Raw genomic sequence first — 24,024 nt, forward strand, 5'->3', positions numbered from 1 at the left:
CACCTCACGGGCTCGGCGGGGCGTACAGGGGCAGGCGGGGGTCGACCGGCTGGTCCCGCCAGGTGGCGCGGACCCAGGCGTGGTCGGGGTGGTCGCTGATCAGCCAGGCCCGTTCGGCGCCCGGCCCGGCCATGACGTTGAGGTAGTACATGTCGTGCCCGGGGGCGGCGACGGACGGGCCGTGCCAGCCGTCGGGGACGAGGACGGTGTCGCCGTCGCGGACCTCCACGAGGAGGTCGGTGCCGCGCCCGTGCCCCGACGGGGAGACGCGGTGGTAGCCGAGGCCGGGGGCGCCGTGCCGGCCCGGGGCGACCTCGAAGTAGTAGATCTCCTCCAGGACGGACTCCTCGCCGGGGCGGTGCTCGTCGTGCTTGTGCGGCGGGTGCGAGGACCAGTTGCCGCCGGGGGTGAGCACCTCGACGGCGATCAGCCGGTCGCAGTCGAACACGTCGGCCGCGGCGAAGTTGTTGACCTGGCGGCTGCACGTGCCGGTGCCGCGCAGTTCGACGGGGACGCCGGACGCGGGGCCGTGACGGGCGGGCAGGCGCCGCTCGCACCGGGCGCCGGCGAGGGCGAACCGGCCGCCGCCGCGCGAGGTCAGCTCCACCCGCGCGTCCCGGGGGGCGTAGGCGAAGTCGGTGACGGCGGTGAAGACGTCGGCCCGGCCGGCGAGCGGGAGGGTGAGCCCGTCGACCTCGACGGTGCAGGCGCCGGCGAGCGGGAGCACGATCCACTCGCTGCCGCCGGTGTCGAAGGCGTGCCGCCCGCCGGGGGGCAGGGCGAGGACGCGCAGGGAGCAGTGGCCCCACCCGGCGGACTCGGGGGTGACGTCGACGGCGTACGGGCCGTGCGCCGTCGCCCCGGCGGGCAGGTGGTCGGATGCGGTCATGACTGCTCCCTGGGAGCCGGTGTCGGTGGCGGTGTCGATGGCGGCGCCGCCGGGGTGCCGGCGTGCCGGGGGTGTCGGCACGCGCCGGGCACGAGTGCGGCCGGGCGCACGGGGTGCCGGGGGGCGCGGGAGGGGCCCTTCGCGGGTGCGGGCCGCTCGGGCGGGGGTTCGGCGTACGGGCCCGGGGCGGGCGCGGTCGTACCGTCCGGTGGCGGGGCCGGGGGGCCGGTCGGTCAACACGGCGGTGCGGTCAGCCGTGGGCGGTACGCGCGGTGTGCGCCGGTCCGCCGGCGAGGAGGTCGTCCAGTTCGGCCGCCGTGGGCATCGCGTCGGAGCAGGCGAGCCGGGAGGCGACGAGGGCGCCGGCGGCGTTGGCGTACCGCAGCGTGCGCTCCAGCCCCCAGCCGGCCAGCAGTCCGTGGCACAGGGCGCCGCCGAACGCGTCGCCCGCGCCGAGGCCGTTGACCACGTCGACCGGTACGGGCGGGACCTCGGCGGCCGTGCCGTCGCGGTGCAGGGCGAGGACGCCCCCGGGGCCCCGTTTGACGACGGCGAGGTCGACCCCCGCGTCCAGCAGGGCGCGGGCGCACGCGAGGGGGTCGCGCAGACCCGTGGCGAGCTCGCACTCGTCGACGTTCCCGACGGCGACGGTCGCGTGGCGCAGGGCGCGGGCGTAGTGGCGGCGGGCCTCGGTCGCGTCGTCCCACAACACCGGGCGCCAGTCGAGGTCGAAGACGGTGGTGCCGGCCCGGTCGCGGGCCTCCAGCGCCGTGAACGTCGCGGTGCGGCTCGGTTCGGCGCTCAGTCCCGTGCCGGTCGTCCACAGGACCCGGGCGGCGCGGAGCGCGTCGAGGTCGAGCTCGTCGGGGCGGATCTCCAGGTCGGGGGCCTTGGGTCGGCGGTAGAAGTAGAGCGGGAAGTCGTCGGGCGGGAAGAGCTCGCAGAAGGTGATCGGGGTGGGGAGTCCGGCGACCGGGGCGACCCAGCGGTCGTCGACGCCGAAGTCCCGCAGCGCCCGGTGCGCGTAGGTGCCGAAGGGGTCGTCCCCGGTGCGGGTGACGACGGCGGCGGAGCGCCCCAGTCGGGCGGCGGCGACGGCGACGTTGGTGGGCGAACCGCCGAGGAACTTCCCGAACGTCTCGACCTCGGACAGCGGCACGCCGGTCCGGAGCGGATAGAGGTCGACGCCGATGCGGCCCATGGTGATCAGGTCGAAGGTCTCGGCGGAGTGGGGCATGCGCGTCGCTCCTGGTGCCGGCGGGCGGTGGGCAGGGGGCGGTGACCGCTGTCCCCAGGTCTACGGGGTGCCCGGGGCGGTGTCAACGCCGTGTACGGACATCCTGACCTCGTCCTGAGAGGATGTCCTGACAAGGTGTTGACAGGGCGCCGCCCACCCACTTGTATCCGAACCGTGCGACCGGGGCGGCCGGCCCGGGACCGGGGCGCGCCCGCGGGCGGCTCCCCTCACCCCCGTGGCCCCGTCGTCGTCCCTCGCCCGCCCCGCCGACCGCCCGCCGGGTGAAAGGACCGCCGTATGGACGCCGCCGGCCCCGTGTCGGGCCCCGCCGGTCCCCCGCTCCTGGACCGCATCAGGGTGGGCTCCGCCCCCGACTCGTGGGGGGTGTGGTTCGCGGACGACCCGCGGCAGGTGCCCTGGGAGCGGTTCCTCGACGAGGTCGCCGGGGCGGGGTACGAGTGGATCGAGCTGGGCCCGTACGGCTATCTGCCCACCGACCCGGCCCGGCTCGCCGACGAGACGGCCCGGCGCGGCCTGCGGGTCTCGGCCGGCACGGTCTTCACCTCGCTGCACCACGGGCCGGCCGTCTGGGACGCCACCTGGGCGCACGTCCGTCAGGTGGCGGCGCTCGCGCGAGAGGTGGGGGCCGGGCACCTGGTGGTCATCCCGTCGTTCTGGCGGGACGACCGCACGGCGGCGCTCGTCGAGCCGCCGGAGCTGACCGCCGAGCAGTGGACGCACCTCGCGCGCGGCACCGAGCGGCTCGCCCGCGAGGTGCGGGACCGGTACGGCCTGCGGATCGTCGTCCACCCGCACGCCGACACGCACCTCGACACCGAGGAGCACGTCGAGCGGTTCCTCGACGCCACGGACCCGGGGCTCGTGGACCTGTGCCTGGACACCGGGCACTACGCCTACTGCGGCGGTGACAGCGTCAAGCTGATCGAGACGTACGGCGAGCGCATCGGCTACCTGCACCTCAAGCAGGTCGATCCGGCCGTCCTCGCCGACGTCGTGGCGAACGGCGTCGCCTTCGGGCCTGCCGTGCGGCGCGGCGTGATGTGCGAACCGCCGTCCGGGGTGCCCGCCCTCCCCCCGGTCCTGGCGGCGGCGCAGCGCCTGGGCGTGGACCTGTTCGCCATCGTGGAGCAGGACATGTACCCGTGCCCGCCGGAAAAGCCGCTGCCCGTCGCCGTGCGGACACGGCGGTTCCTGCGCTCCTGCGGCGCCTGACGGCGTCCCCGCTCACCCGGAAGGGACCCTGGACCATGACCCAGCACGGGACGCTCGGCGTCGCCGTCGTCGGCACCGGCCGGATGGGCGCCGACCACGTCCGCCGCATCGACCGGGTGATCGCCGGGGCGCGGGTGGTCGCCGTCGCGGACGTGGACGCCGGGCGGGCCGCGGCGGTCACCGCGGCCGTGGACGGCTGCACGGTGCACACCGACCCGGCCGCCGCGATGGCGGCGCCGGGCGTCGACGCCGTCGTCGTCGCCTCCCCCGGCCCGGCGCACGAGGCGGCGCTGCTCACGGCGCTCGAGTACGGACTTCCCGTGCTCTGCGAGAAGCCCCTCACCCCGGACGCGGCGGCGGCACTGCGGGTGGTGCGCGCCGAGGAGCGGCTCGGGCGGCGGCTGGTCCAGGTGGGCTTCATGCGGCGGTACGACGCGGAGTACCTCGGGCTGAAGGCCCTGCTGGACGAGGGCGGGCTGGGACGTCCGCTGATGTTGCACCACCGGCACCGCAACGCCGCCTCGCCGCCCGGGTTCACCGACGCGATGCTCGTCGAGGACTCGGTGGTGCACGAGGTGGACGTGACCCGCTGGCTGCTGGGTCAGGAGGTCGCGGCGGTCACGGTGCTGCGCCCGAGGGCGTCGGGCAACGCCCCGGAGGGGCTCGCCGACCCGCAGTTCGTGGTGCTCGAGACGGACGGCGGCGCCCTGGCCGACGTGGAGGTCTACCTCAACTGCCGCTTCGGCTACCAGGTGCAGGCCGAGGCGGTGTGCGAGAGCGGCACGGCGCGGATCGGCGACGCGCACGGCATGCTCCTCACCACGGCGGGCCGCTGGGGCGGCCGGGTCGCGGCGGGGTTCGAGGAGCGGTTCGAGGACGCGTACGACCGCCAGGTGCGGGCCTGGGTGGACGCCACGCGGCGCGGTGAGGTCACCGGGCCGAGCTGCTGGGACGGGGGTACGCGGCGGCGGCCGTGTGCGAGGCGGGGGTGCGCGCGCAGGCCGGCGGGGGACGCGTGGAGGTGGCGCTCGCCGAACGCCCGGCCCTCTACGCCTGACGGGCAGCGGCGCCGGTGCGCTCCCGCCGGCGCGGCTGCCGGGGCGGGCACCGCGCCGCCGGACGGAGCAATGGGCGTGCGGCCGGGGCGGTGGCGCGCACAGTGGCCGGGACACCGTCTCCTCGAAGGGGGTCCCCATGCCTGGACGCATCCTGCTCGCCGCGCCGGCCCTGGCGTGCGCGCTCGCGGTGACCGCGGGTGCCGCCACGGCCGCCGTCGCGGCCGTCACCGACGCGGACGGCCGCGGCACGGGCGGGCGCGGCACGATCAGCGCCCACCCGGGCCCCCGCGGTACGGAGGTTCTCGGTACGAACCTCCCCGGTACGAACCTCCCCGGTACGGACGTCCCCGGTACGGACCTCCCGGGTACGGGTCTCCCCGGCCCGGACGGCACGGGTGCGGACGCCCCGGGCGCGGGCGGTCTCCTGTTCGGCGTGGGCAACGTCGTGCAGCGGCCGGAGCACCGGCCGGTGAACGACTGCGGCAACCAGGACGGCGGGGGCTGGTCCGCGGACGCTTCCGGCCTCACCGCGCCGCCGGATCCGGGGCAGGGCTCGGGGACCTGCCCCGGAGGGACGGTCAGTACGGCCCGTTGACGTTGTCGATGGAGCCGTACCGGTCGGCCGCGTAGTTGCACGCGGCGGTGATGTTGGCGACCGGGTGGTACGGGTCCAGCGGCGTGCCGGGCACGTGGTACGCGGTGAAGGTCGGGTCGATGACCTGGAGGAGGCCCTTGGAAGGCGTTCCGGCGGCCGCGTTGGAGTCCCAGTTGTTGATCGCGAGCGGATTTCCCGAGGATTCACGCATGATGTTCCGGTGAATTCCCTCGTAAGTGCCGGGAATTCCGTGCCGCGCCAGGACGTCCAGGGATTCCCTGATCCAGCCGTCGAGGTCGTCGGTGTACGTCTTCGCCTGCACGGGGGCCACGGCCGGGCGGGCCTGGGAGCGGTCGGCGCGGGCCGGCGCGGGGCGCTCGGCGGCCTTCGCGCCGAGCGTGAGCTTCATGCCGGGCCGGATGTGTGACGGGTCGTCACCGATGACCGGACGGTTGTCCTGGAACAGCTTCTTCCACCCGCCGGTGACCGCGTGGTCGGCGGCGATGCGGAAGAGGGTGTCGCCCGCGGCCACGGAGTACGTCGTGGGCTTGGCGGCGGTCACGGCGGCGGTCGGCGCGGCCGTGACCTGCGCCGGGGCGGCCAGCTGCGTCGTGGCGGGCGCCGCCGAAGCGGTCGTGGCGCCGACCAGGGGCAGGGCGAGAGCGGCTCCACCGGTGCTCGCGACGGCGAGGGTACGGGCGAGGCGGTTGTTCCTGGGACGGCGGTGCTTACCCTGTGCGGGCATGGGGGCGTTCCTCTCCGGCGCCTGCGAGGTGAGCTGTCGGGTTCGGACGGGAGATGTCCGGCGGTGGCCGCGGCCACCACTCCACCCCGAGCCGCTCCGGGAACCGGACCGGCGACTTACCTGGTTCCCCCGCTCCTGCCGTGCGTGAGTGGGTGCGGAGTCCGGAAGGCGGCAGGATTCGGCGTTCCCTCCGGAATGCGGTGACCGTAGACGACGGCGGTCGACGGGAACAAGGCCCGGAATTCCCACAGGTGATCAATTCCCAAGACCATTCCGCGTGAATTCCTTGACACCACAGGCCGTCCGGGAATGACGGGCGGTTCCCCGCGTGACCGACGTCACGGGACGCGCCGGCCGCGACCGGGCGACGCAATGCGCCCTCTACGGTGGCCAATTACCACTCACAACCCCAAAACACCCCAAGGGCCACTGACGGCGACGAACCGGACATGACCGCGCGTCGGAGCCGTTCGGGTGAGCGCGCCGCCCGGACGGGTCCGGGGACGCGCCGAGCGGTTGCGTCACCTCGACGAGCATTCAGGGTTAAATCGATCGGAAACGGCCAACAAAGGGATGGATAGTGCAAAAGACGGCATTTCTCATGGCTCACCGTCGGGTGTGGGCGACCTCGGCGGTGCTTCTGGGCCTCACCACGCTGGCGGCCACGACCACTCCCTCCGCGGCGGTGCCGGAATCCACCCGCGCCGCCGCGCCCGGATCGGCCCGCTCCGTCGTCGTCGACTGGGCGCGCACCACCGCGGAGACCGTCGACCAGAAGGGGAGCGCGTCCGAGGAGGTGCTCTGGCACGCCCTCGTCTCGGTCGCCGTCTACAACGCGGTCGTCGGCGTCGAGGGGCGCTACGAGCCCTACCGGTGGCGGGAGCGGGCACCCCGCCCCGCTTCGGCCGTCGCCGCGGCGGCGACCGCCGCCCACGACATCCTGCGTCACGCCTTCCCCCAGGCGGCGGGCAAGCTGGCGAAGGCCCACACCGCCTCCCTGGCGAAGGTGCCCGACGGGCCCGCGGAGGACGCGGGGGTGGCCTTCGGCCACCGGGCCGCCCGGCACGTCATCGACCTTCGCGCCGGTGACGGCTTCGGCACCAAGGTCGACTTCCCGCACGCGCCCGGCACCGGCGTCTGGCGCCCCACCCCGCCCGCGCACGAGCCCTTCGCCAGCGCGTGGCTGGGCCGGCTCCGCCCGCTGCTCATGGACCGGCCCGAGCAGTTCCGCCCGGGACCGCCTCCCGCGCTGACCTCCGCCCGCTACGCCGCCGAGCTCGAGGAGGTGAAGACCTTCGGCTCCAAGACCGGTTCACGGCGCACCCCGGCGCAGACCTCCACCGCGCTGTTCTTCACCAAGCTCGACCTCCAGGGGGCCCTGGCCGACCGGGCCGCCCGCCGGCGCCTCGACCTGGTGGACACCGCCCGCCTGTACGCCGCGGTCAACACCGTGCAGGCCGACACCGTCATCGCCGCCTGGGACGCGAAGCTCCGCTACGGCTCCTGGCGACCCGTCACCGCCCTCCACGAGGCGGCGAACGACGGCAACCCGCGCACCGAGCCCGCCCCCGGCTGGCAGCCGCTCCTCGAAACCCCCGCGCACCCCGACTACCTCAGCGGCCACGCCGCCACGGCCGGCGCTCTGACGCGGACGTTGACCCTGCTGTCCGGCAGCCCGCGGCTGGACCTGCGCATCACGTCGATCGTCGCGAAGGCCACCCGCACCTACACCCACGCCCGCGACTACGACCGGGACGCCATCGACGCCCGGGTGTGGGCGGGCATCCACACCCGCACGGCCGACGTGGTCGCCAACGCCACGGGCCGGCAGGTGGCGGCCTGGGCGCTGGGCCGGTACTTCCGGCCGGTGCGCGGCTGACGCGGCACGCCGACGCGCGGGTACGCCGGCGGAACGGGGTCCTCCCGTCCGCCGGCGTGCCCGCGCGCACAGTCGCACCGGGGACCGACCGGTACGCCGGCACGTCGAACGCGTCCCACGGGCGATCCGTGGCCCGAGGCGGGCGGAGCGGGGCGGCCTCGCTCCGGTCGTGGCACGTGGCCGCCCCGCTCCTGGCGCCCGCGATGACGCGGCCGCCGGCCCTCGTTCAGCTGCCGGTGGGGGTGACGCCGAACATCAGGGTGCGACGGGCGACGTCGTAGTGGACGGTTCCGGTGTTCGACAGCAGGTCCTGCAGGACGTCGGCGTCAGCGGCGTCCACGGTCAGCACCTCTTCCCAGGCACCCTCGTCCAGGACGAGCTGGAGGGTGAAGGTACCGGGGCCGGCGGGGTCGCCGGCGACCCAGCTGAACTGGTAGTGGCTGAGCTGGCGGACCTTGATGCTGTCGTCGGTGAGCGGTTGCTCGACCTTGGGCATGTGCTTCTCCTCGTGCGACGGGCGGTGCTCCCCGCGGGAGGGTTCGATGGGCGCCGGGGCGGCCGGTCTCGTCCTCTGCCTACGGGACGCTCGTGGTCAACGGTCGTCGCGCCGCCGGTCGGGCCCATCGGTCTCGATGTGCTCCTTGCGGACCTGGCCGCGGACTTCCTCTTCCTCGACGTGCTCTTCGGTCTCCAGGCGCACCCGCTCCACCGGGACGGCCTCGGTCTCGACGACGGGGCGCTCGGCGTGCAGCGTGACCTCGTGCTCGGCCTCGGTGATCTCCGGGCCGGACAGTGCGGCGTCGCGGTTGGCGTCGGTGATCGGCTCGCGTTCGACGCGGACCTCCTCGTGCCGCACGGGGACGGTCTTCTGGACCTCCTCCGTGACCACGTACTTGCGCAGGCGGGCACGGCCCACTTCCTGCCTCTCGGTGCCGACGTGCAGCCGCTCCTCGGAGCGGGTCATCGCGTCGTCAGCGCCGCGGTCCGTCGCGGCCGGCCTGGTCCGGCCTTCGGTGTCGGAGCGGGCCCAGCCTCCCTCACCGGACCGGTTGGCCTGCTCCCACGACTCGTCCCACGCGATGCCGTAGTGCTCGTACAGCCGGTGCTCCTCGTCCTCGGACAGGTGCCCGCCCGCGTCGACGTCCACGTTGGGCGCGTTCTTGACCTTGCTCTTGTCGTAGGGCACCTCCAGGTGGTCACCGACCACCGTGGCGTCCTTGACCGGCACGAAGGACTCACTGGTGCCGAACATTCCGGTCTTGACGCTGACCCACTCCGGGCGGCCGGTGGCGTCGTCGAGGAAGACGTGCCTGGCTTCGCCGATCTTGCTCCCGTCGGGGTCGTAGACGGGATGGTCGAGCACGCTCGGGATCTGCTCTCGGGTGATCATGTGAACCCTCCTGCTTCCTCATCGGGGCTTCCCCGTCCGGCTCACCGATCTCGACGGGACGAAACATCCCCTAGCGCACAAAAACGGCATTACCGCCGTCGGCACCGGCCTCCCTGCTCGTCGCGGCCCCGCTGGACGGCGACGGGCAGGGGGGTCGGTGCCGGCGAGGCAGGCAGGGGGCCGGTGCCGGTGGGGCCGGGGGCCGGCCCCTGGTCCCACCGGGCCGTATCCCGCTACCTGAGGTGCGCGGCGAGCGGGAGGTTCTGCCGGCGCACGTCACCGGCGACGAGCCTGGCCACCCGCTGGGCGCCGTGGGTGTCGAAGTGGGTGCGGTCGTCGCAGAAGAAGGCCCCTACGGGTCCCGATCCGTAGTCGCCGTCGTGGGGGCAGAAGCGCAGGCTGTTGTAGAGCGAGACGCTCAGCGTCTGCAGGTCGACGACCGGCGCCCGGGCGGCGGTCCCCGCGGCGTACGTCTGCTCGACGAAGCCGCGGTTCCTGGTCGCCGTGCTGCCGGAGCAGGTGAGGGCGGCGACGGGGGTGAGCAGCACCGGGTGAGCGCCCCGGGCGAGGGCGGCCTTCGCCATCATCGTCATCAGCTGCTGGTAGCGGACCGGGCCGACGTGCCGCGGGCAGGCGGAGGAGGAGTCGTTGATGCCGAACTGGATGAACAGGTAGTCACCGGCCTTCATCCCGGTGCTCGCGTTCAGCATCGCCTGCCATCGGGCGGAGTACGTCGGGGAGGTGATGACGCACTCGCCGTCGGAGCCCTTCGTGCCGCTCACGTTCGACTCGTACAGCCAGGTCTGGATGCTGCGGCCGCCCACCGCCTGGTTCCTGACGGTCACGCCGCTGTCGAACAGGGCGCCGAACTGGCTGCCCCAGCCGACGGGGCAACGGCCGTTGGGGTTGGCCATGGTGGAGTCACCGGCCAACCAGACGGTGACCGGCTGCGCCGCGGCCCGTGCGGCCGGGGCCGCCGCGCCGGAGGCGCCGGCGCAGTTCGCCGCGGTGCCGTCGGCCGCCGAGGCGGCGCGGACGCCGAGGCCGGACAGGGCGATGACCAGCACGGCGGTGAGGAGCGTCCGCACCGGTGACCTCCGCGGCGTCCACCGCTTCGGCGTTCTCCACGAGACCGGCGGGCTCGGGGGGTTCGGTTCGCTCGGCGCGTCCGGTGGGTTCCGTTCGCCGGTCGCGCTCGGTGCGGTCTCCACCGCGTTCCCTTCCCTCGGGTTGTTCTCCATCGGGGGTTCCCTTCCGGGTCGTCGGGATGTGTTCGGCGGCCGGTCAGCGCAGGTACGCGGCCAGGGGCAGGTTCTGCTCCCGGACGCCCTGGAGCACCAGCTCTCCGATGCGGGTCGCGCCGTGCTGCGAGAAGTGGGTGTTGTCGGTGACGCCGTCGGCGGAGGAGCGGAGGTAGAGCTGTGCGGAGGCGGTCGGGCCCAGGGATTCGACGAGCGCCTTGCTGCGGGCGGTCAGATCGATCACCGGCACGTTCCGCGCCGCGCCGAGCGCCCGCATCTCGCCGGGCAGGTTCACGCCGGCGCCGTTGACGTGGAGCGCCGTGGGGGTGAGCCGGTCGCCGTCGAACAGCCGCCGGACCGGTGGCGTGACCAGGACCGGAACGCCACCCTTGGCCCGGACCTGGGTGATCATGGTCGCGAGGTTGTTCCGGAAGGCGGACGCGCCGGTCTGCTTGTCGTTGTGGCCGAACTGGATGAGGACCGGGTCGTTCGCCCTGACCCTCGACAGCAGCGCCGGGAAGAGCGCCGCGTTACCCAGGAGGCTGCCCGAACTCTCGCCCGAATCCGCGTGGTTGGCGATGACGGCGCCGGGGCGCACCGCGGCCGTGACCATCTGGCCCCAACCGGTGTACGGAGCGGTCGGCTGGTCGCACACGGTGGAGTCGCCGGCCAGGTGGGCGACCAACGGCCGGGTCGCCGGTTTCACCGAGACGGCCGAGACCTGCGGGGCGGGCCCGGTGAAGCGGATGTCCAGACCGGGGTTCCCGGTACCGCCCTGACCGGTCGGCTGCCCCTCCGGCTGCCGCACGTCGACCGTGAACGCGTACGTGGCGACGGCACCGGCCGCCGTTCCCGTCGCCGGGAGCATCAGCCGTCGCGCCTCCACCCACGTCTCGGTCCGTCCGGCGGTGACGCCGCCGAGGGAGACCGTCACGTCGTAACTGCCCGGGGGGACGGCGTAGTGGCAGGTGATCGGGGCGGTGCCGGAGCAGCCGGCCGGGAGGGCCCGTGACGCGGCGGTACCGGCGTGCGCCGCTCCCGCCCCCGCGAGCGTCGCGAGGGTCAGGAGACCGGCTGCCGCCGACCGGGCCGGGTTCCCGCCCCGGCGACGTGGTGTCATGGCTATGACAAACATGGATCCTCTTTTCGGTCGGATGGATGTCAGAGGGGTGTGCGAGGGCGGGGCGGGGGGCCGACGATCCGGCGCTCAGGCCTGGGTGAAGCCGTTCATGATGACGGTGGGGCGCTTGGTGGCGGAGTCCCAGGCGCCCATGGCGTAGCCGGTGAAGGGGGACATGCACTCCGGCTCCCAGTAGAAGATGCCCTGCCCCCCGTTGGCCTTCAGTTCCTTGATGTAGGCGACGAGTGCCGCCTGCGTGGAGGAGGCCCTGTCCACCCGCCCGCCGAACTCGCTCTGCAGAAAAGGCTTGCCGTAGGCCGCGGAGATCCTCCGCATGTTCGCCACGATGCCGGGGGCGTACTCGGCACTGCCGTAGGAGGAGAACACCGACATGTCCCACTTCCCGCCGTTGGCGGCGAAACGGCTGAAGAACGTCGTCATCACGTCGTACTTCTGCGGCTGGGCCAGGTGGATGCAGACGGTCGTATGCGGAGAGACCGCCTTGACCTGGGCGTACGCCGCATTGAGCAGGCCCGTCATCTGCGCCGGCTGGGAGACGCTGCCGACGGGGCGGCAGATCCCGCTGTTGATCTCGTTGCCGATCTGCACCCAGGTCGGGAGGACGTCGTCGGCCTTCATGACGCCCATGGTCCGCTGCACGTAGCCGCTCATCGCGGCGACCATCTGCTGGTAGGTCATGTCCTTCCAGGCGGCGGGCGGGTTCTGCACCCCGACGGAGTTCCAGGTGTCGCCGAACATGTAGTCCAGCATGATCGCCATTCCGGCGGCCTTGACCCGCTTGGCGAAGGCGGCGACCTCGTCGATGCCGCAGTGCCCGTTGGCCGGGTCGCTCGACGGGTTCACGAACGTGCGCAACCGCACCGCCGTGATGCCGTACCCCTTGAGGATGGCCAGCAGGTCCTGCTGCTGCCCGCTCGCGTTGCGCCAGGAGTGACCGTGCGCCTCCATCTGCGGCGCCCAGCTGATGTCGACGCCCTTGACGAAGCCGGCGGCGGCGTGGGCAGGTGCTTCGAGTTCGGCGAGCGCGGCCGCCGTGGCGATGGCCCCGGCGGTCGCGGTGGTGGCCTTGAGCAGCGTGCGGCGGCTGATCCGCCCGTGTCCGGGTGCGGGGGTCGGGGACATGCTCGCTCCTTCTCGTCCGCCCGCCGCACGTGGGACGTCGCGGCGGGCGGCACGGTTCGTCGTGCAGGGGAAGCGCTGCCGGGGGCTGGTGCGGGTGAGCGAGGCGGTCGGTGACGGGCCCGGCGGCGGAGGAGTCAGGACGGGCGATGGTCGGTGGTCCACGCATGGGCACGGCGCGGTCCCGGCGCGCGGGAGAGGCGGGACGACCCTCCGTCGACCCGCGGTGCCGCCCGTGTTCCGCCCATCCGGTCGGCACCAGTGGTGCGCAGGGGGCGCCACCCCGCTGTGATCGTGCACAGAGGTGAGGGACCGGGAGGGACGAATGAGCTTCAGGTGCCTCAGGCAGCTTCCCGATCGGGCACCCGACTGTCAACCAGTAGTCAACATCCGCCGACGCGCCCGCAGTGCTCGTGCGACCGACGAGAGGACACCTCCGTCGGCGGCCGCCCACGGCGGATTCGATTCTCCACCCTGGTCAGGGGCACCGGAGAGCGGAGTTCGACCGGTGGACCCCTCGGACCGCCGACCCCCGGAGTTCCCGCGAGAACGAACAGGCTCGAACAGCGAAGGACGCCGGAAGGCTTGACGCCCCCTCGGCGCCTTCCTACGCTCCCGGCGCATGGGAGCGTTCCCACGGCCCGCCCAGTAGGTCGTCCTCCCCGGGCGCTCCCGTCCCCCACTCCCGGAGGTCATCGTGACCGACGCACCCTGGCGCCCCCGCGCCGCGATCCGACCGTGGCGGCTCCGCGGGCGTTCGGGCGGCCGGCTGATCGGCGGCATCGCGGCCGCCACCGCGCTGGCCGTCTCCGCCCTCACCGCCGTCCCCCCGGCCGCGCAGGCCGCGACCGCCCGTCAGGTCGAACGCCTCGACCGGGGGCTGACCAGCACCCACACCGGCAGCGGCAACCTGGTGTCGTGGCGGTGGCTGGCCACCGACCCGGACAACGTGACGTTCAACGTCTACCGCGGCACCACCCGGCTCAACTCCACGCCCCTCGGCACGTCGACCAACTACTTCGACGCCGGCGCCCCCGCGTCGGCCGACTACACGGTGCGCGCCGTGGTGAACGGGGCCGAGCAGGCGCCCTCCGAGCACGCGCTCCAGTTCCGGTCCGGGTACCTGAACGTGCCGATCTCCCCGCCGGCGGGCGGTACGACCCCCGACGGGGTGGCGTACACGTACGAGGCCAACGACGCCAGTACCGGCGACCTCGACGGCGACGGTCGGCTCGACCTGGTCCTGAAGTGGCAGCCGACCAACGCCAAGGACAACGCCCACTCGGGCCACACCGGCAACACCGTGATCGACGGCATCAGGCTCGACGGTACCCGCCTGTGGCGCATCGACCTGGGCCGCAACATCCGCTCGGGCGCCCACTACACGCAGTTCCAGGTCTACGACTACGACGGCGACGGCAGGGCCGAGGTCGCGATGAAGACCGCCGACGGCACCCGGGACGGCACCGGCGCGGTGATCGGCAGTTCCTCCGCCGACCACCGCAACTCCGGCGGCTACGTCCTGGCCGGGCCGGAGTACCTGACCATGTTCGAGGGCCGGACCGGCAGGGCCATGCAGACCGTGGGCTACGTCCCGGCCCGTGGCAACGTCGCGTCCTGGGGCGACGACTACGGCAACCGCGCCGACCGCTTCCTCGCCGGCACCGCCTACCTGGACGGCTCGCGCCCCTCCCTCGTCATGGCCCGCGGCTACTACACGCGGACCGTCATCGCCGCCTGGGACTGGCGGAACGGCCAGTTCACGCGCCGCTGGACCTTCGACACCAGCGCCGCCCCCCACAGCGGCAAGGGCTACGACGGCCAGGGCAACCACAGCCTGTCCGTCGCCGACGTCGACGCCGACGGCAGGGACGAGATCGTCTACGGGGCCATGACCGTCGACGACGACGGCAACGGCCTGTGGACCACCCGGCTCGGCCACGGCGACGCGGGACACGTCGGGGACCTCGACCCGGCGCGGCCGGGCCTGGAGTACTTCAAGGTGTCCGAGGACAAGAGCAAGCCCGGCTCCTGGATGGCCGACGCGCGCACCGGCCGGGTCCTGTGGCAGACGGCCTCCGGAGCCGACAACGGGCGGGGTGTCGCGGGTGACGTCCACGCCGGCAGCCCGGGTGCCGAGGCCTGGTCCGCCTCCGACGGCACCCTGCGCTCGGCGACCGGCGCCTCCGTCGGCCGCAAGCCGTCCAGCATGAACTTCCTGTCCTGGTGGGACGGCGACACGGTCCGCGAACTCCTGGACGGCACCCGCATCGACAAGTACGGCACGTCCGGCGACACCCGCCTGCTGACCGGTTCGGGCGTCTCCTCCAACAACGGCACCAAGTCGACGCCCGCGCTGTCCGGGGACATCCTCGGCGACTGGCGGGAGGAAGTCGTCTGGCGCACCGGCGACAACCGTGCCCTGCGGATCTACAGCACGCCCCACCAGACGCACACGCGCATCACCACACTGCTCCACGACACCCAGTACCGCACCGCGCTGGCCTGGCAGAACACCGCCTACAACCAGCCTCCGCACCCGAGCTTCTTCATCGGCGGCAACATGCCCGCGCCGCCCCGCCCCACCGTCCGCACACCCTGAGGGCCCGGCCGTCGGAAGTGAGGGGGGCGACGGCGGGCCGGGCCGGCCGCCGGGTCCTCCTCACCACCGGTCGACCGGGTACCGCGGTGGCGCGGGGCGGCTCTCCGTCGGCGGTGCGGGCCGGCCCGCCGCAGCGCGCGTCGGGGCGCTGGGACGAGTCGGCGGGGGGGGCGTCCGTCGCCCGGCCTCCGCAGGGGGCCGGCTCCCGGTCACACGTGGCTGAGGAGGCGTTCCAGGGGCCGGGGGACGCGCGCCGGGGGCAGATGGGTGACGAGCGCCCGGGCGTAGAGCGCCTTGCGGCCGCTGTGCGTACCCATGAACCGCCGCAGTTGGTGTTCCACGGGGCGTTCCCGCTGGGCCGGTTGGCCCTGGAAGGTGCGGAAGGAGCGCGTCTCGCCCTGGGCCTCGATCACCTGCTGTACGCCTTCGGGTCCGAGCGCGCGGATCAGCTCGTCCTCCAGGTCGGCCACGCACACGTGGAACCCGAGTGCCTCCAGGCCGGCGCGGGTGAGGCCGCTGCCGAGGCCGACCCGCTCCAGGTGGCGCCGGAAGTGCCGTTCCTCACCGATGTCGCAGAGCCCGGCGAGGGGGAGGCCGAGCCCCGGCGGGCCGCACACGTCGAGGAAGCGCCCGATGTTGGTCGCGCCGCCGAGCGGTACGACCGCGACGCCTTCCGCGCCGAGGTCACGGCCGTGGCGCGCGGCGAGCGCTTCGAGGGCGGCCTGGTCGCTGCCGCCCTCGACGAGCACGATCGTCCGTACGCCGTCGGTCAGCCGCCGCGCCCGGACGGCCGCCGCCTCCGCCGCCGCCCCGCCGGCCGCCCAGGCGACCAGTGCGGCGCGGAACCGCGTCACCTCGTCCACGAGACCTCGCCTCCCGCCGCCATCCTGGCACGGTCGTGATCCCGTAGGCACGCGCGTTTTCCCGGGCCGGCGGGCCGGAGAACCGGTGGGCCGCGGAGTCGGCAGTGCGCTCCCGGGCGGCGGCACGTCAGGCGGCCGGCTCCGGGCGGCGGGGCGCGGCGGGTGCCGAGCGGCGGGGCGCGCCGGACACACCGGGCGCCCGACGTCGGACAGCGGGCGCCGGACGTCAGGCAGCGGGCGCCAGGCGTCGGCCGGGTGCGGCGGGTGCCAGCTCGACGCGTCCGAAGAGGAGGGCGTAACCGCGGGGCAGCCCGGCGAGGATCCGCTGCGTGAGGTCCTCCCCGACGTGGCCGGCGACGACGGTGAGGACGGTGGACGTGGCCCACCGGGCTTCGGCGGGGGTGAGGGGGGCGAGGGCCGCGGCCACGCGCCCGACGAAGCCGGGCGCCGTGACGGGTTCGGTGACGGGGACCTGGGCGACGAGCAGCACTCCGGCCTCGGCGGGCAGGAGCCGCGCCAGTTCGCACCGCTCGTCGCCGACGACGTGGCCGCCGAGGACGGTCAGGACGGCCCCCAGGACGCGCTCCGCCTCCGTGTCGGAGTCGTAGCGGCCGGCGGTGCGGATCTGCTGCACGAGTGCGTGCCACGTCATGGTCGGAGTGCCTTCCTTCCCGGTCTTCCGGGTCTTCCCGGTCGCGCGGCGGCGACCGTCCGTCGTGTGGTGGGTCAGTCCGCCCGGGGACGGCCGAACAGGAGGTCGTACCCCGGTGGGAGTTGCAGGAGCGCGTCCCGCATGAGGTTCTCGCCGGCGGCGTCGGCGACGACGCTCAGTACGGCGCCGACGTCCCACAGGGCGGTCTCCTCGGTGGCCCCCTCGATCCACGCCGCGGTGGCGCGGACGAACCGCTGGGGGTCGAGGGGCTCCGCGGCCTGGAGGGGGTTGAGCAGGATCAGCTCGAAGGTCTCCGGCAGCCGGGCCGCGAGCTCGACGCGCACGTCCCCGACGAGGTGCGCGCCGAGCAGTGCCAGGACCACTCTGGCCGCGCGCTCCGCTTCCTGCCGCGTGGGGTACTCACCGCGTTCCCGGACGGCCTCCAGGAACGGTTCCCATCTCATCCGCATCGCGCACCCCTTCCGGCCGGCGGAGGGCGGAGGCGTCCGCCCTCCGGTCGCGCTGTGAGCGGGGCGGGTCAGCCCCTGATCTCCTTGCGCGTACCCTGGCCGGCGCTGATGGAGACCTTGCGCGGCTTGGCGCGCTCGGCGATCGGGATGCGCAGGGTCAGGACGCCCGCGTCGTAGTCGCCCCGGATGTTCTCCACGTCGAGCGTGTCGGCCAGCATGACCTGGCGGGAGAAGACACCGAGGGGCCGCTCGGACAGCTCCATCTGCACGGCCTCCGCCCTCGGCTGGGGCCTGCGCTCCGCCTTCACCGTCAGCATGTTCCGCTCGACGTCGACGTCGATCGCGTCGGGGTCCACACCGGGCAGGTCGAAGGCGATCACGTACTCGTCGCCGTCGCGGTACGCGTCCATGGCCATCGCGGCGGGCCGCGACCAGGTGCCGGACGCGCCGGCGAGGCGCTGGGCGATCCGGTCGAACTCCTGGAACGGGTCGGTGCGCATCAACATCCTGAACACCTCCATCGGCTCGGTCGACTCATGCCAATGCGTTCACCTGACTCCCGTTGTAGCATGTCGTCGTAACGATGACAAGCGCTGATGTCGTCTTCTCGACGACGCCGCGCGCCGTGGTCCATGACATCGACGGCACCGTCCGTCCGCACTCGGAGGAGGCCCCGTGAGCGAAGCCGAGCAGTCGACGCCCTGCTCCCCGACCCCCGGGTCCTTCCTGGCCGCCGCGGCGGCACTGAGCGCGATCGACGACGCGATCCGCACGGCACAGGACGCGCCGGCGGTCGACGGGAACCCCGTCCTGGAGGCCCCGTCCGCCGCCGAGGAGGCGCTGGCGGCGCTGCTGACGTTGCGCGAGGTGCGCAGGCGGCTCGCCGACTGGGAGCCCGGGTTGATCGAGGCGGCCCGCTCGGCCGGGGCCAGTTGGGCCGAGCTCGCCGGGCCGCTCGGGGTGGCCAGCCGCCAGGCGGCCGAGCGGCGGTACCTGCGCCTGCGGCCGGGTGACCACCACGGGACCACCGGGGACGAGCGGGTGAAGGCGACCCGGGACCGGCGCGCCGCCGACCGCACGGTCGGCGCGTGGGCCCGGCGCAACGCCGCGGACCTGCGGCAGCTGGCCGGGCAGATCACGGCCCTCGACGACCTCACCCGTCAGGCGCGCCCGCCGATCGACCGGCTCACCGAGGCGCTGGCGGGGGACGACGCGGCCGGGCTCGTCGGCCCCCTCGCCGACGCCGGACCGCACCTGCGGCGGCACCCGGAGCTCGCCGCGCGCGTGGCCGACGTGACGCGCCGGGCCGACGAGCTGCGCCGCGCGAGCGACCAGGACCGCCGCACCACCGACTGACGCCCGGCCGGGTGCGCGCCCCGCCGGGCCGAGGGGCCACGGCACACCGACGTCCTGACGCCCCGACACCTCCGCGCCTCTGCACCCGTCGCACCCAGGAGCCACAGCCAGGACCGCGCCGGGTGGGCCATCCGCCGTCTCGTCAGCCGGGTCGGAACCAGGGACGGCCCGTCGGGCTTCGGCCGCGACTTCTCCGGTCGGCGCGGCCGACCACAGCCTCCGCTCCGAAACGCTCCACACGCCCCCTCACCCTCACGGACGATCGGTCGGATCGTCCGACTAATGGCGTGCTCCTGACAAGAAGGCCTGTTGCGGGCCCGGGCGGCCGAGAACCCAGAGGACCCGGTGGCCCGCCCCGGCGGGCCACCGCGGCCGCCGCGGTCACGGACCCCGGCACCTCGTCCGCCCCGTACCGACCGAACGGAGACCCGCATGAGGCTGTCCGCGCGCCGCGCGTCCGCCGCGCTCCTCCTGCTCCTGCCCCTCGCCGCCGCGCCCGCGCCCGCCACCGCCGCCGCCGGTGGCGCCGAGCCCGCACCGACCGTCTCCCGGGCCGCACCCGCGCCGCTGCGCACGCACGCGTCGGGCGGCATCGACGGCCAGTACATCGTCACGCTGCGACCGGGCGCCGCCCCGGCGGCGCAGGTCGCCGGGGTGGCCGGGGTCACCCCGCTGTTCTCCTACGAGAAGGTGCTGCACGGCTTCGCCGCCCGCCTCACCCCCGACCAGCTGACAGCGGTACGGGCCATGCCGGAGGTCGAGGCGGTCGAACAGGACGCGGTTGCCACCGCCACCCCACTGCCGGCCGAGGGGCCCGTGCCGCGGGTGCGGGCGACGAGCTGGGGACTGGACCGGATCGACCAGCCGTACCTGCCGCTCGACAACCGGTTCGAGGTCACGGGCACCGGTTCCGGTGTGTGGGCCTTCATCCTCGACACCGGCATCGACTACGGCCACCCGGAGTTCGCCAACCGGGCCCACTTCGGCTTCGACGCGATCGGCGACGGCCGCAACGGGCAGGACTGCAACGGCCACGGCACCCATGTCGCGGGCACCGTCGCCGGCGCGACGTTCGGCGTCGCCCGGCAGGCGCGGGTCGTCAGCTTCCGCGTCCTCGACTGCCAGGGCAGGGGCTCCTACTCCGGCATGATCGCCGGGTTCGAGCGCGCCGCGGCGAGCACTGCCCGGCCGGCCGTCCTCAACGGTTCGCTCGGCGGCCCGCGCTCCGACGCGGTCAACGCGGCGGCGGACGGCCTGTACGCCAAGGGCGTCCTGCCCGTCATCGCCGCCGGCAACAGCGCCGAGGACGCCTGCAAGGTGTCGCCGGCGAGTGCGGCGGGCGCCTTCACGGTCGGCGCCACGGACCACCTGGACCAGGAGGCGTCGTTCTCCAACTTCGGCCCGTGCCTGGAGCTGTACGCGCCGGGCACCCAGATCCGGTCCGCCCGGCTCGGCGGCGGCAGCACCACCCTGGACGGCACCTCCATGGCCAGCCCCCACGTGGCCGGTGTCGCCGTCCTCCACATGGCGCAGAACCCCGGCGCCTCCCCCGCGGACGTCGGCGGCTGGCTCGTCCAGCAGTCGGTGACCGGCGTCCTCACGGTGTCGAAGGGGTCCCCCAACCGCCTCGTGCAGACCGGCGGGCTCTGACCGCCCCCGCCCGGCGCCCCGCGGACGGCCGTCCCACCACCGTCCGCGGGGCGCCCGCACGCCCTGCTCCTCTGCCTCTGTCTCTTCCCCGCCCCACCCCGCGCCGGGCCGGGACGACGGGACGGGCCGGGCCGGGCCTCCGAGAGGCCCGGGCACCGGCCGGGTCCCTCAGCGGCGCAGGGTCACGGGGACGTTGGCGGTGGCCACGAGCCGGCCGTCCTCCGCCGAGTCCCAGGTGGCGGTCAGCTCCCCCGGCCCCCCGCGCGCGGTCCGGAAGGGGACGGTCAGGTCGAACGTGCCGCGCGTGCCGCTGCCCGACGACGCCATGCCGTGCACCTGCGCCGCGGTGCGATCGGCGGCGTCGACGATCCGGAGGCCGAAGGCCGCTTCGAACGTGTTCGCGGTGCCCCACACCCTCACCGGGCTGCCGACCGTGTCGCCGATCATCGGCGACTCCACGAGCACGGCCGGTGTCAGGTCCTCGAAGTCGGCCCGGCCGACCGGCCGCGTCAGGTCGACGCCCTCTCCGCCGAAGTGGCGGACCGGCTTGCCGTCGAGGGCGAAGCGGACGGACGTCACCGAGGGGAAGCGCGTGGCCGTGTAGACGACCTGCGCGAGCCGGGCGCGCATCGACAGCGCGCCGCCCCCGTCGTCGTACCGGCCGGACAGGTCGACGGTGGCGACGCCGTCGCGCACGGCGAGGGACCTCAGTTCCGTCCCCGCGGGGATGGCCGTCGTCCGTTCGTGGCCGCGTTCGAAGCCGTTCGGCCCCGCCAGCAGGGCGCGCAGGGCGCCGGCCGCGGTGGCCGGGGCGGTCACGGAGCGGGGGGCGGGCGACACCCGCTCGCCGTGCAGGAAGTAGACGGCGACGCGTACGTGCTTGCCCCCCTCGGGCGGCGCGGTGGGCTGTGTCGTGGCGGGTGCCGTCGGCGGGGTCGTCGACGCGGGAGGGATGGTGCGGCCCGGGGACGACGCGCCGGAGGCCGACGGCGGGACGGTCGTGCCGACCGGGTCCGCCGGCACGGTCGACCCGGTCGCGGGGTCCGGCGCCTCCCCCGGCGCGGTCGCCCCGCCGGCGCCCGCCCCGCACGCGCTGAGCGTGAGCGCCAGGACCAGGGTGGAGACGAGCGGCGCCGTCCGGGTACGCCGGGCCGGTGTGGATGTCGTACGGGTGGGAAATGCCATGGCAGCCTCCTCGCGGCCCCTTCGGTCGAGGGAACACCGTCGCACCTCGCCGGGGAAGAGTCGGGTACCCCATCTTTCGGGCGTTGTAGCCCCGTTCGGCGGTGATCCTCCGGTAGCGTCCCGGATCGTGAGCGTGCGATTCCAGGAGATCGACTGGCGACCGACCCCGATCGGCGACATCAGCCTGCGGCGCCGACGTGACCCCGCGTCGGGCGCGGACGTGTACGAGGTGAAGCTCGACGACGCGTACCTGATGTCCAGTCTCTTCACCGAGGGGGAGGTGGCGCTGGCGCGGCTCGGGCTCGCCGCGCTGCCCGACGACTCCCCGCCGCTGGACGTCGCCGTCGGCGGTCTGGGGCTCGGTCACACCGCGCACGCCGCGCTGGCGGACCCGCGGGTCGGTTCCCTGCTGGTGGTGGAGGCGCTCGGCGAGGTCATCGGCTGGCACCAGCGGCACCTCGTACCGCTCGGCGCGGCCCTGACCGCCGACCCACGGTGCCGGTTCGCGCGCGGCGACTTCTTCGCGCTGGCCGCCGACCCGGCCGGCCTGGACCCCGACCGGCCGGGCCGGCGCTTCGACGCGGTGCTGCTGGACGTCGACCACTCCCCCGCCCACGTGCTGCACCCGCGGCACGCGGCGCTGTACCGGCCCGACGGGCTGCGCGCCCTCGCCCGCCACCTCCGGCCCGGCGGCGTCTTCGCGCTGTGGTCGAACGACCCGCCGGACGGGGCGTTCACCGCCGCGCTCGCCGAGGTCTTCGCCACGTACGCGTCGCACGTGGTGACGTTCCCCCGCCCGGCGGGAAGCCCCGACGGGGGCACCGCGGCCAACACCGTGTACGTGGCGCGGACCCGGTAGGCCAGGCCCTCCGGCCCCACCCCCGCACGGGTGGCGGCACCGCTGCCGGTACCGGCCGTCGGGGCCGCCGCTCCTGCGGTTGCCGCCGCAGCCGCGCGGACGGTCAGGCCGCGCGACCGCGTGGATCGTCAGGCGCGCAGGTGGCGCAGGACGGCCCTGGCCGCCCGCTCGACGGCCTGCCGGGCCTGCGGCGTGTGGTCGACCGTCTCGAACCCGTGGTGTGCGAGGGGCACGTCGATCACCTCGACGGTCGCGTCGCACTCCCCGGCGGCGGTGAGGAACTCCTCGACCGTCACGGCGATCTCGGGCCGCTCCCGCTCCACCCGGGTCAGGACGACCGGCGGGCACCCCGCCGCGCGCACCGCGGCGGCCGGGCGGAACCGCTGCCCGGACATGCCCCAGTTGGGGAGCGGGGCGAGGACCGGGTACGTCAACGCCACACACCGCAGCCAGGGCGGCGGGGCGGCCAGCCAGTCCGCCGACAGCAGGCCGCCCGCGGACGAGAACCACAGGGCGATCCGGTCGGCGTCGACGCGGGGGTCCGCCCGCACCAGCTCGACGGCCTCCGCGACGTCCTCGGCGGCCCGGCCGAAGTCGGTGATCTCGTGCAGCCGGTGGTCCAGGGTGACGCCGACCGCGCCGAGTCCGGCCAGGTACCGGCCGTACCCCACGAACGCCGGCCAGTCGCGCGGCGTGGGCGTCACCCCCGCCGGGACCGGCCCGCCGTGGACGAGGACGACGGCCGGGGCGGGCCGGCCCGCGGCCTCCCCCGCGGGCGGGTACAGGTCCACCCGGCCGATCCGCTCGCGGGGCCGCTCGGGGACGTCGAGGAGGAACGGTCGCAGGTGGGGCGGCGGTCCGTCCCCGGGCGGGGTCAGCCGGTGCCCCTCCCCCGCGGCGGCCCGCAGCAGGACGTCCGCCAGTTCGCCGGGCACGGCCAGCATCGGCCAGTGGCCGGTGGCCAGTTCGAAGAAGGTGACCCGGGGGTCGGCGAGCGCCCTCAGGCGTGGGTCGCCCAGTCCGACGAGGGCCTGGACCGTGGCGATGCCCGCGCCGTTGCCGGTGCACAGCACCCCGCTGGTCGGCACGTCCGCGGCGGCCCCGGTCAGTCGGAGCGGCGCGGTGAGCGTGCCGGGCGGCTGCGGTACGGCGAGCCGGGTGAGCCGCTCCAGCTCCTCGGCGGGGACACCGGCCGTGCTGCCCCAGCGGTCCCATGCGCCCGGGGTGGTCGGCGGCGCCACGGTGGCGACGCCACCGCTCCCGGCGACGCCACCGCTCCCGCCCGCGCCGGTGGTGCCGCCGCCGGTGGTGGCGGTCCCGGCCGCGTCGGCCGCGGCGCGGGTGAGGCGGTCGCGGACCTCCTCGTCGGGCAGGAGCTTCAGGGGCGGGTCACCGTCCTGGGGCAGGCCCGCGTCCAGATGGACGATCCGGGCGATCCGCCCCGCCCGCAGGTCGGCGGCGCCGAGCGCCGGGTGGATGCCGTAGCCGTGCCCGACCAGCACCACCTGCCCGGCGGCGGCCGTGTCGACGAGCCGCACCACGTCCCGGACGTGCGTGTCCAGATCCGCCCCGGGGTCCGTCGACAGCGTCGCCGCGTGCACCTCGGCCCCCGCGCCCCGCAGCTGCTCGACCACACCGTCCCAGACCCATCCCCCGGTGAAGACCTCCCCCACCAGTACGAACGCCGTCATGACCCCTCCTCGTCGTCGCTGTCGTGCCGCCGACCACCGACGTGTCCGTCCGGTCGGCCGCTCGTGCGACGGACGCTAAGAGCTCCCCGTGGGGGAGGTTCAAGGGCCGGACGCCGCCGGACGGACGGGCCGCGCCGCGCCTGCCGGTGGCGGGCGCGGGCCGCTCCGG

Annotated in this window: 21 protein-coding genes, 1 pseudogene and 1 riboswitch; of the genes and pseudogenes, 8 read left to right on the forward strand and 14 right to left on the reverse strand. The window is 74.8% G+C overall.

Annotation, left to right across the window (positions count from 1 at the left end; genetic code table 11):
• Positions 1-4: 4 nt before the first annotated feature.
• Positions 5-889 carry a 5-deoxy-glucuronate isomerase gene (gene iolB / locus ACF053_RS22670; RefSeq protein WP_391955592.1) on the reverse strand — a complete coding sequence of 295 codons (885 nt, stop codon included), beginning with the start codon at positions 887-889 and terminating at the stop codon, positions 5-7.
• 250 nt (positions 890-1,139) lie between these two features.
• Entirely contained in the window at positions 1,140-2,126 is a 987-nt protein-coding gene (iolC, locus tag ACF053_RS22675) for a 5-dehydro-2-deoxygluconokinase (protein ID WP_391955593.1), read from the reverse strand.
• A gap of 297 nt (positions 2,127-2,423) precedes the next feature.
• On the opposite strand from iolC, the gene ACF053_RS22680 reads away from it, so the two are divergent.
• From ACF053_RS22680 to ACF053_RS22690, 3 genes and pseudogenes are all read left to right on the forward strand, one after another.
• Positions 2,424-3,359 (forward strand): sugar phosphate isomerase/epimerase family protein, encoded by a 936-nt coding sequence (locus ACF053_RS22680; RefSeq protein WP_391955594.1) that lies wholly within the window; start codon positions 2,424-2,426, stop codon positions 3,357-3,359.
• 35 nt (positions 3,360-3,394) lie between these two features.
• A pseudogene (locus ACF053_RS22685) lies at positions 3,395-4,416 on the forward strand (Gfo/Idh/MocA family protein).
• A 137-nt stretch (positions 4,417-4,553) separates the two neighbouring features.
• On the forward strand, positions 4,554-5,012 hold the full coding sequence (locus tag ACF053_RS22690) for a hypothetical protein (RefSeq protein ID WP_391955595.1): 459 nt from the start codon (positions 4,554-4,556) through the stop codon (positions 5,010-5,012).
• On the opposite strand, the gene ACF053_RS22695 is transcribed toward ACF053_RS22690, so the two are convergent.
• Positions 4,996-5,757: a transglycosylase SLT domain-containing protein gene (locus ACF053_RS22695; protein ID WP_391955596.1), complete on the reverse strand. Its 762-nt coding sequence runs from the start codon at positions 5,755-5,757 to the stop codon at positions 4,996-4,998. The genes ACF053_RS22690 and ACF053_RS22695 overlap by 17 nt on opposite strands.
• A gap of 5 nt (positions 5,758-5,762) precedes the next feature.
• Positions 5,763-5,918, reverse strand: a riboswitch (cyclic di-AMP (ydaO/yuaA leader).
• Positions 5,919-6,358: 440 nt separating this feature from the next.
• Here ACF053_RS22695 and ACF053_RS22700 point away from each other — a divergent pair.
• Complete coding sequence (locus ACF053_RS22700) at positions 6,359-7,636, forward strand: vanadium-dependent haloperoxidase (RefSeq protein WP_391955597.1); 1,278 nt, start codon at positions 6,359-6,361, stop codon at positions 7,634-7,636.
• Between the two features lie 226 nt (positions 7,637-7,862).
• On the opposite strand, the gene ACF053_RS22705 is transcribed toward ACF053_RS22700, so the two are convergent.
• From ACF053_RS22705 to ACF053_RS22725, 5 genes are all read right to left on the reverse strand, one after another.
• Positions 7,863-8,132, reverse strand: a complete 270-nt coding sequence (locus ACF053_RS22705; RefSeq protein WP_391955598.1) for a hypothetical protein — start codon at positions 8,130-8,132, stop codon at positions 7,863-7,865.
• 96 nt (positions 8,133-8,228) lie between these two features.
• The gene (locus ACF053_RS22710) at positions 8,229-9,026 is read right to left on the reverse strand and encodes a DUF2382 domain-containing protein (RefSeq protein ID WP_391955599.1); all 798 of its coding nucleotides are present in this window, start codon (positions 9,024-9,026) and stop codon (positions 8,229-8,231) included.
• Between the two features lie 233 nt (positions 9,027-9,259).
• Positions 9,260-10,114: an SGNH/GDSL hydrolase family protein gene (locus tag ACF053_RS22715; protein WP_391955600.1), complete on the reverse strand. Its 855-nt coding sequence runs from the start codon at positions 10,112-10,114 to the stop codon at positions 9,260-9,262.
• A gap of 196 nt (positions 10,115-10,310) precedes the next feature.
• Complete coding sequence (locus tag ACF053_RS22720; RefSeq protein WP_391955601.1) at positions 10,311-11,387, reverse strand: rhamnogalacturonan acetylesterase; 1,077 nt, start codon at positions 11,385-11,387, stop codon at positions 10,311-10,313.
• Between the two features lie 87 nt (positions 11,388-11,474).
• Positions 11,475-12,530 carry a glycosyl hydrolase 53 family protein gene (locus ACF053_RS22725; protein ID WP_391955602.1) on the reverse strand — a complete coding sequence of 352 codons (1,056 nt, stop codon included), beginning with the start codon at positions 12,528-12,530 and terminating at the stop codon, positions 11,475-11,477.
• Positions 12,531-13,299: 769 nt separating this feature from the next.
• Between ACF053_RS22725 and ACF053_RS22730 the strand changes: the two genes are divergently transcribed.
• On the forward strand, positions 13,300-15,129 hold the full coding sequence (locus ACF053_RS22730; RefSeq protein ID WP_449336540.1) for a rhamnogalacturonan lyase: 1,830 nt from the start codon (positions 13,300-13,302) through the stop codon (positions 15,127-15,129).
• Positions 15,130-15,338: 209 nt separating this feature from the next.
• Here ACF053_RS22730 and ACF053_RS22735 read toward each other — a convergent pair whose 3' ends face one another.
• The 4 genes from ACF053_RS22735 to ACF053_RS22750 form a co-directional block, all read right to left on the reverse strand.
• Positions 15,339-15,992: a TOPRIM nucleotidyl transferase/hydrolase domain-containing protein gene (locus ACF053_RS22735; protein ID WP_391955603.1), complete on the reverse strand. Its 654-nt coding sequence runs from the start codon at positions 15,990-15,992 to the stop codon at positions 15,339-15,341.
• 226 nt (positions 15,993-16,218) lie between these two features.
• Positions 16,219-16,644 carry a DUF2267 domain-containing protein gene (locus ACF053_RS22740; protein WP_391955604.1) on the reverse strand — a complete coding sequence of 142 codons (426 nt, stop codon included), beginning with the start codon at positions 16,642-16,644 and terminating at the stop codon, positions 16,219-16,221.
• A 74-nt stretch (positions 16,645-16,718) separates the two neighbouring features.
• Positions 16,719-17,114 (reverse strand): DUF2267 domain-containing protein, encoded by a 396-nt coding sequence (locus ACF053_RS22745; RefSeq protein ID WP_391955605.1) that lies wholly within the window; start codon positions 17,112-17,114, stop codon positions 16,719-16,721.
• A 68-nt stretch (positions 17,115-17,182) separates the two neighbouring features.
• Entirely contained in the window at positions 17,183-17,620 is a 438-nt protein-coding gene (locus tag ACF053_RS22750) for an Hsp20/alpha crystallin family protein (protein ID WP_391955606.1), read from the reverse strand.
• A gap of 169 nt (positions 17,621-17,789) precedes the next feature.
• On the opposite strand from ACF053_RS22750, the gene ACF053_RS22755 reads away from it, so the two are divergent.
• Together ACF053_RS22755 and ACF053_RS22760 are read left to right on the forward strand one after the other, a co-directional pair.
• On the forward strand, positions 17,790-18,470 hold the full coding sequence (locus tag ACF053_RS22755; protein ID WP_391955607.1) for a type III effector protein: 681 nt from the start codon (positions 17,790-17,792) through the stop codon (positions 18,468-18,470).
• Between the two features lie 432 nt (positions 18,471-18,902).
• Complete coding sequence (locus ACF053_RS22760) at positions 18,903-20,120, forward strand: S8 family peptidase (protein ID WP_391955608.1); 1,218 nt, start codon at positions 18,903-18,905, stop codon at positions 20,118-20,120.
• Positions 20,121-20,288: 168 nt separating this feature from the next.
• Here the strand turns inward: ACF053_RS22760 and ACF053_RS22765 are convergent, their stop codons facing one another.
• Complete coding sequence (locus ACF053_RS22765; RefSeq protein WP_391955609.1) at positions 20,289-21,305, reverse strand: GerMN domain-containing protein; 1,017 nt, start codon at positions 21,303-21,305, stop codon at positions 20,289-20,291.
• Positions 21,306-21,432: 127 nt separating this feature from the next.
• Here ACF053_RS22765 and ACF053_RS22770 point away from each other — a divergent pair, with 127 nt between their 5' ends.
• Positions 21,433-22,164 carry a spermidine synthase gene (locus tag ACF053_RS22770; protein WP_391955610.1) on the forward strand — a complete coding sequence of 244 codons (732 nt, stop codon included), beginning with the start codon at positions 21,433-21,435 and terminating at the stop codon, positions 22,162-22,164.
• 128 nt (positions 22,165-22,292) lie between these two features.
• Here the strand turns inward: ACF053_RS22770 and ACF053_RS22775 are convergent, their stop codons facing one another.
• Complete coding sequence (locus ACF053_RS22775) at positions 22,293-23,855, reverse strand: alpha/beta hydrolase (RefSeq protein ID WP_391955611.1); 1,563 nt, start codon at positions 23,853-23,855, stop codon at positions 22,293-22,295.
• Positions 23,856-24,024 lie beyond the last annotated feature (169 nt).

Origin of the sequence: Streptomyces kanasensis (assembly GCF_043077165.1) — a bacterium.
Lineage (GTDB): Bacteria > Actinomycetota > Actinomycetes > Streptomycetales > Streptomycetaceae > Streptomyces > Streptomyces changanensis.

Coding starts and splice junctions, on each gene's coding strand:
- iolB (WP_391955592.1), bottom strand. CDS start 889: ATGACCGCATCCGACCACCTGCCCGCCGGGGCGACGGCGCACGGCCCG.
- iolC (WP_391955593.1), bottom strand. CDS start 2,126: ATGCCCCACTCCGCCGAGACCTTCGACCTGATCACCATGGGCCGCATC.
- ACF053_RS22680 (WP_391955594.1), top strand. CDS start 2,424: ATGGACGCCGCCGGCCCCGTGTCGGGCCCCGCCGGTCCCCCGCTCCTG.
- ACF053_RS22690 (WP_391955595.1), top strand. CDS start 4,554: ATGCCTGGACGCATCCTGCTCGCCGCGCCGGCCCTGGCGTGCGCGCTC.
- ACF053_RS22695 (WP_391955596.1), bottom strand. CDS start 5,757: ATGCCCGCACAGGGTAAGCACCGCCGTCCCAGGAACAACCGCCTCGCC.
- ACF053_RS22700 (WP_391955597.1), top strand. CDS start 6,359: ATGGCTCACCGTCGGGTGTGGGCGACCTCGGCGGTGCTTCTGGGCCTC.
- ACF053_RS22705 (WP_391955598.1), bottom strand. CDS start 8,132: ATGCCCAAGGTCGAGCAACCGCTCACCGACGACAGCATCAAGGTCCGC.
- ACF053_RS22710 (WP_391955599.1), bottom strand. CDS start 9,026: ATGATCACCCGAGAGCAGATCCCGAGCGTGCTCGACCATCCCGTCTAC.
- ACF053_RS22720 (WP_391955601.1), bottom strand. CDS start 11,387: ATGACACCACGTCGCCGGGGCGGGAACCCGGCCCGGTCGGCGGCAGCC.
- ACF053_RS22725 (WP_391955602.1), bottom strand. CDS start 12,530: ATGTCCCCGACCCCCGCACCCGGACACGGGCGGATCAGCCGCCGCACG.
- ACF053_RS22740 (WP_391955604.1), bottom strand. CDS start 16,644: ATGACGTGGCACGCACTCGTGCAGCAGATCCGCACCGCCGGCCGCTAC.
- ACF053_RS22745 (WP_391955605.1), bottom strand. CDS start 17,114: ATGCGGATGAGATGGGAACCGTTCCTGGAGGCCGTCCGGGAACGCGGT.
- ACF053_RS22750 (WP_391955606.1), bottom strand. CDS start 17,620: ATGTTGATGCGCACCGACCCGTTCCAGGAGTTCGACCGGATCGCCCAG.
- ACF053_RS22760 (WP_391955608.1), top strand. CDS start 18,903: ATGAGGCTGTCCGCGCGCCGCGCGTCCGCCGCGCTCCTCCTGCTCCTG.
- ACF053_RS22765 (WP_391955609.1), bottom strand. CDS start 21,305: ATGGCATTTCCCACCCGTACGACATCCACACCGGCCCGGCGTACCCGG.
- ACF053_RS22775 (WP_391955611.1), bottom strand. CDS start 23,855: ATGACGGCGTTCGTACTGGTGGGGGAGGTCTTCACCGGGGGATGGGTC.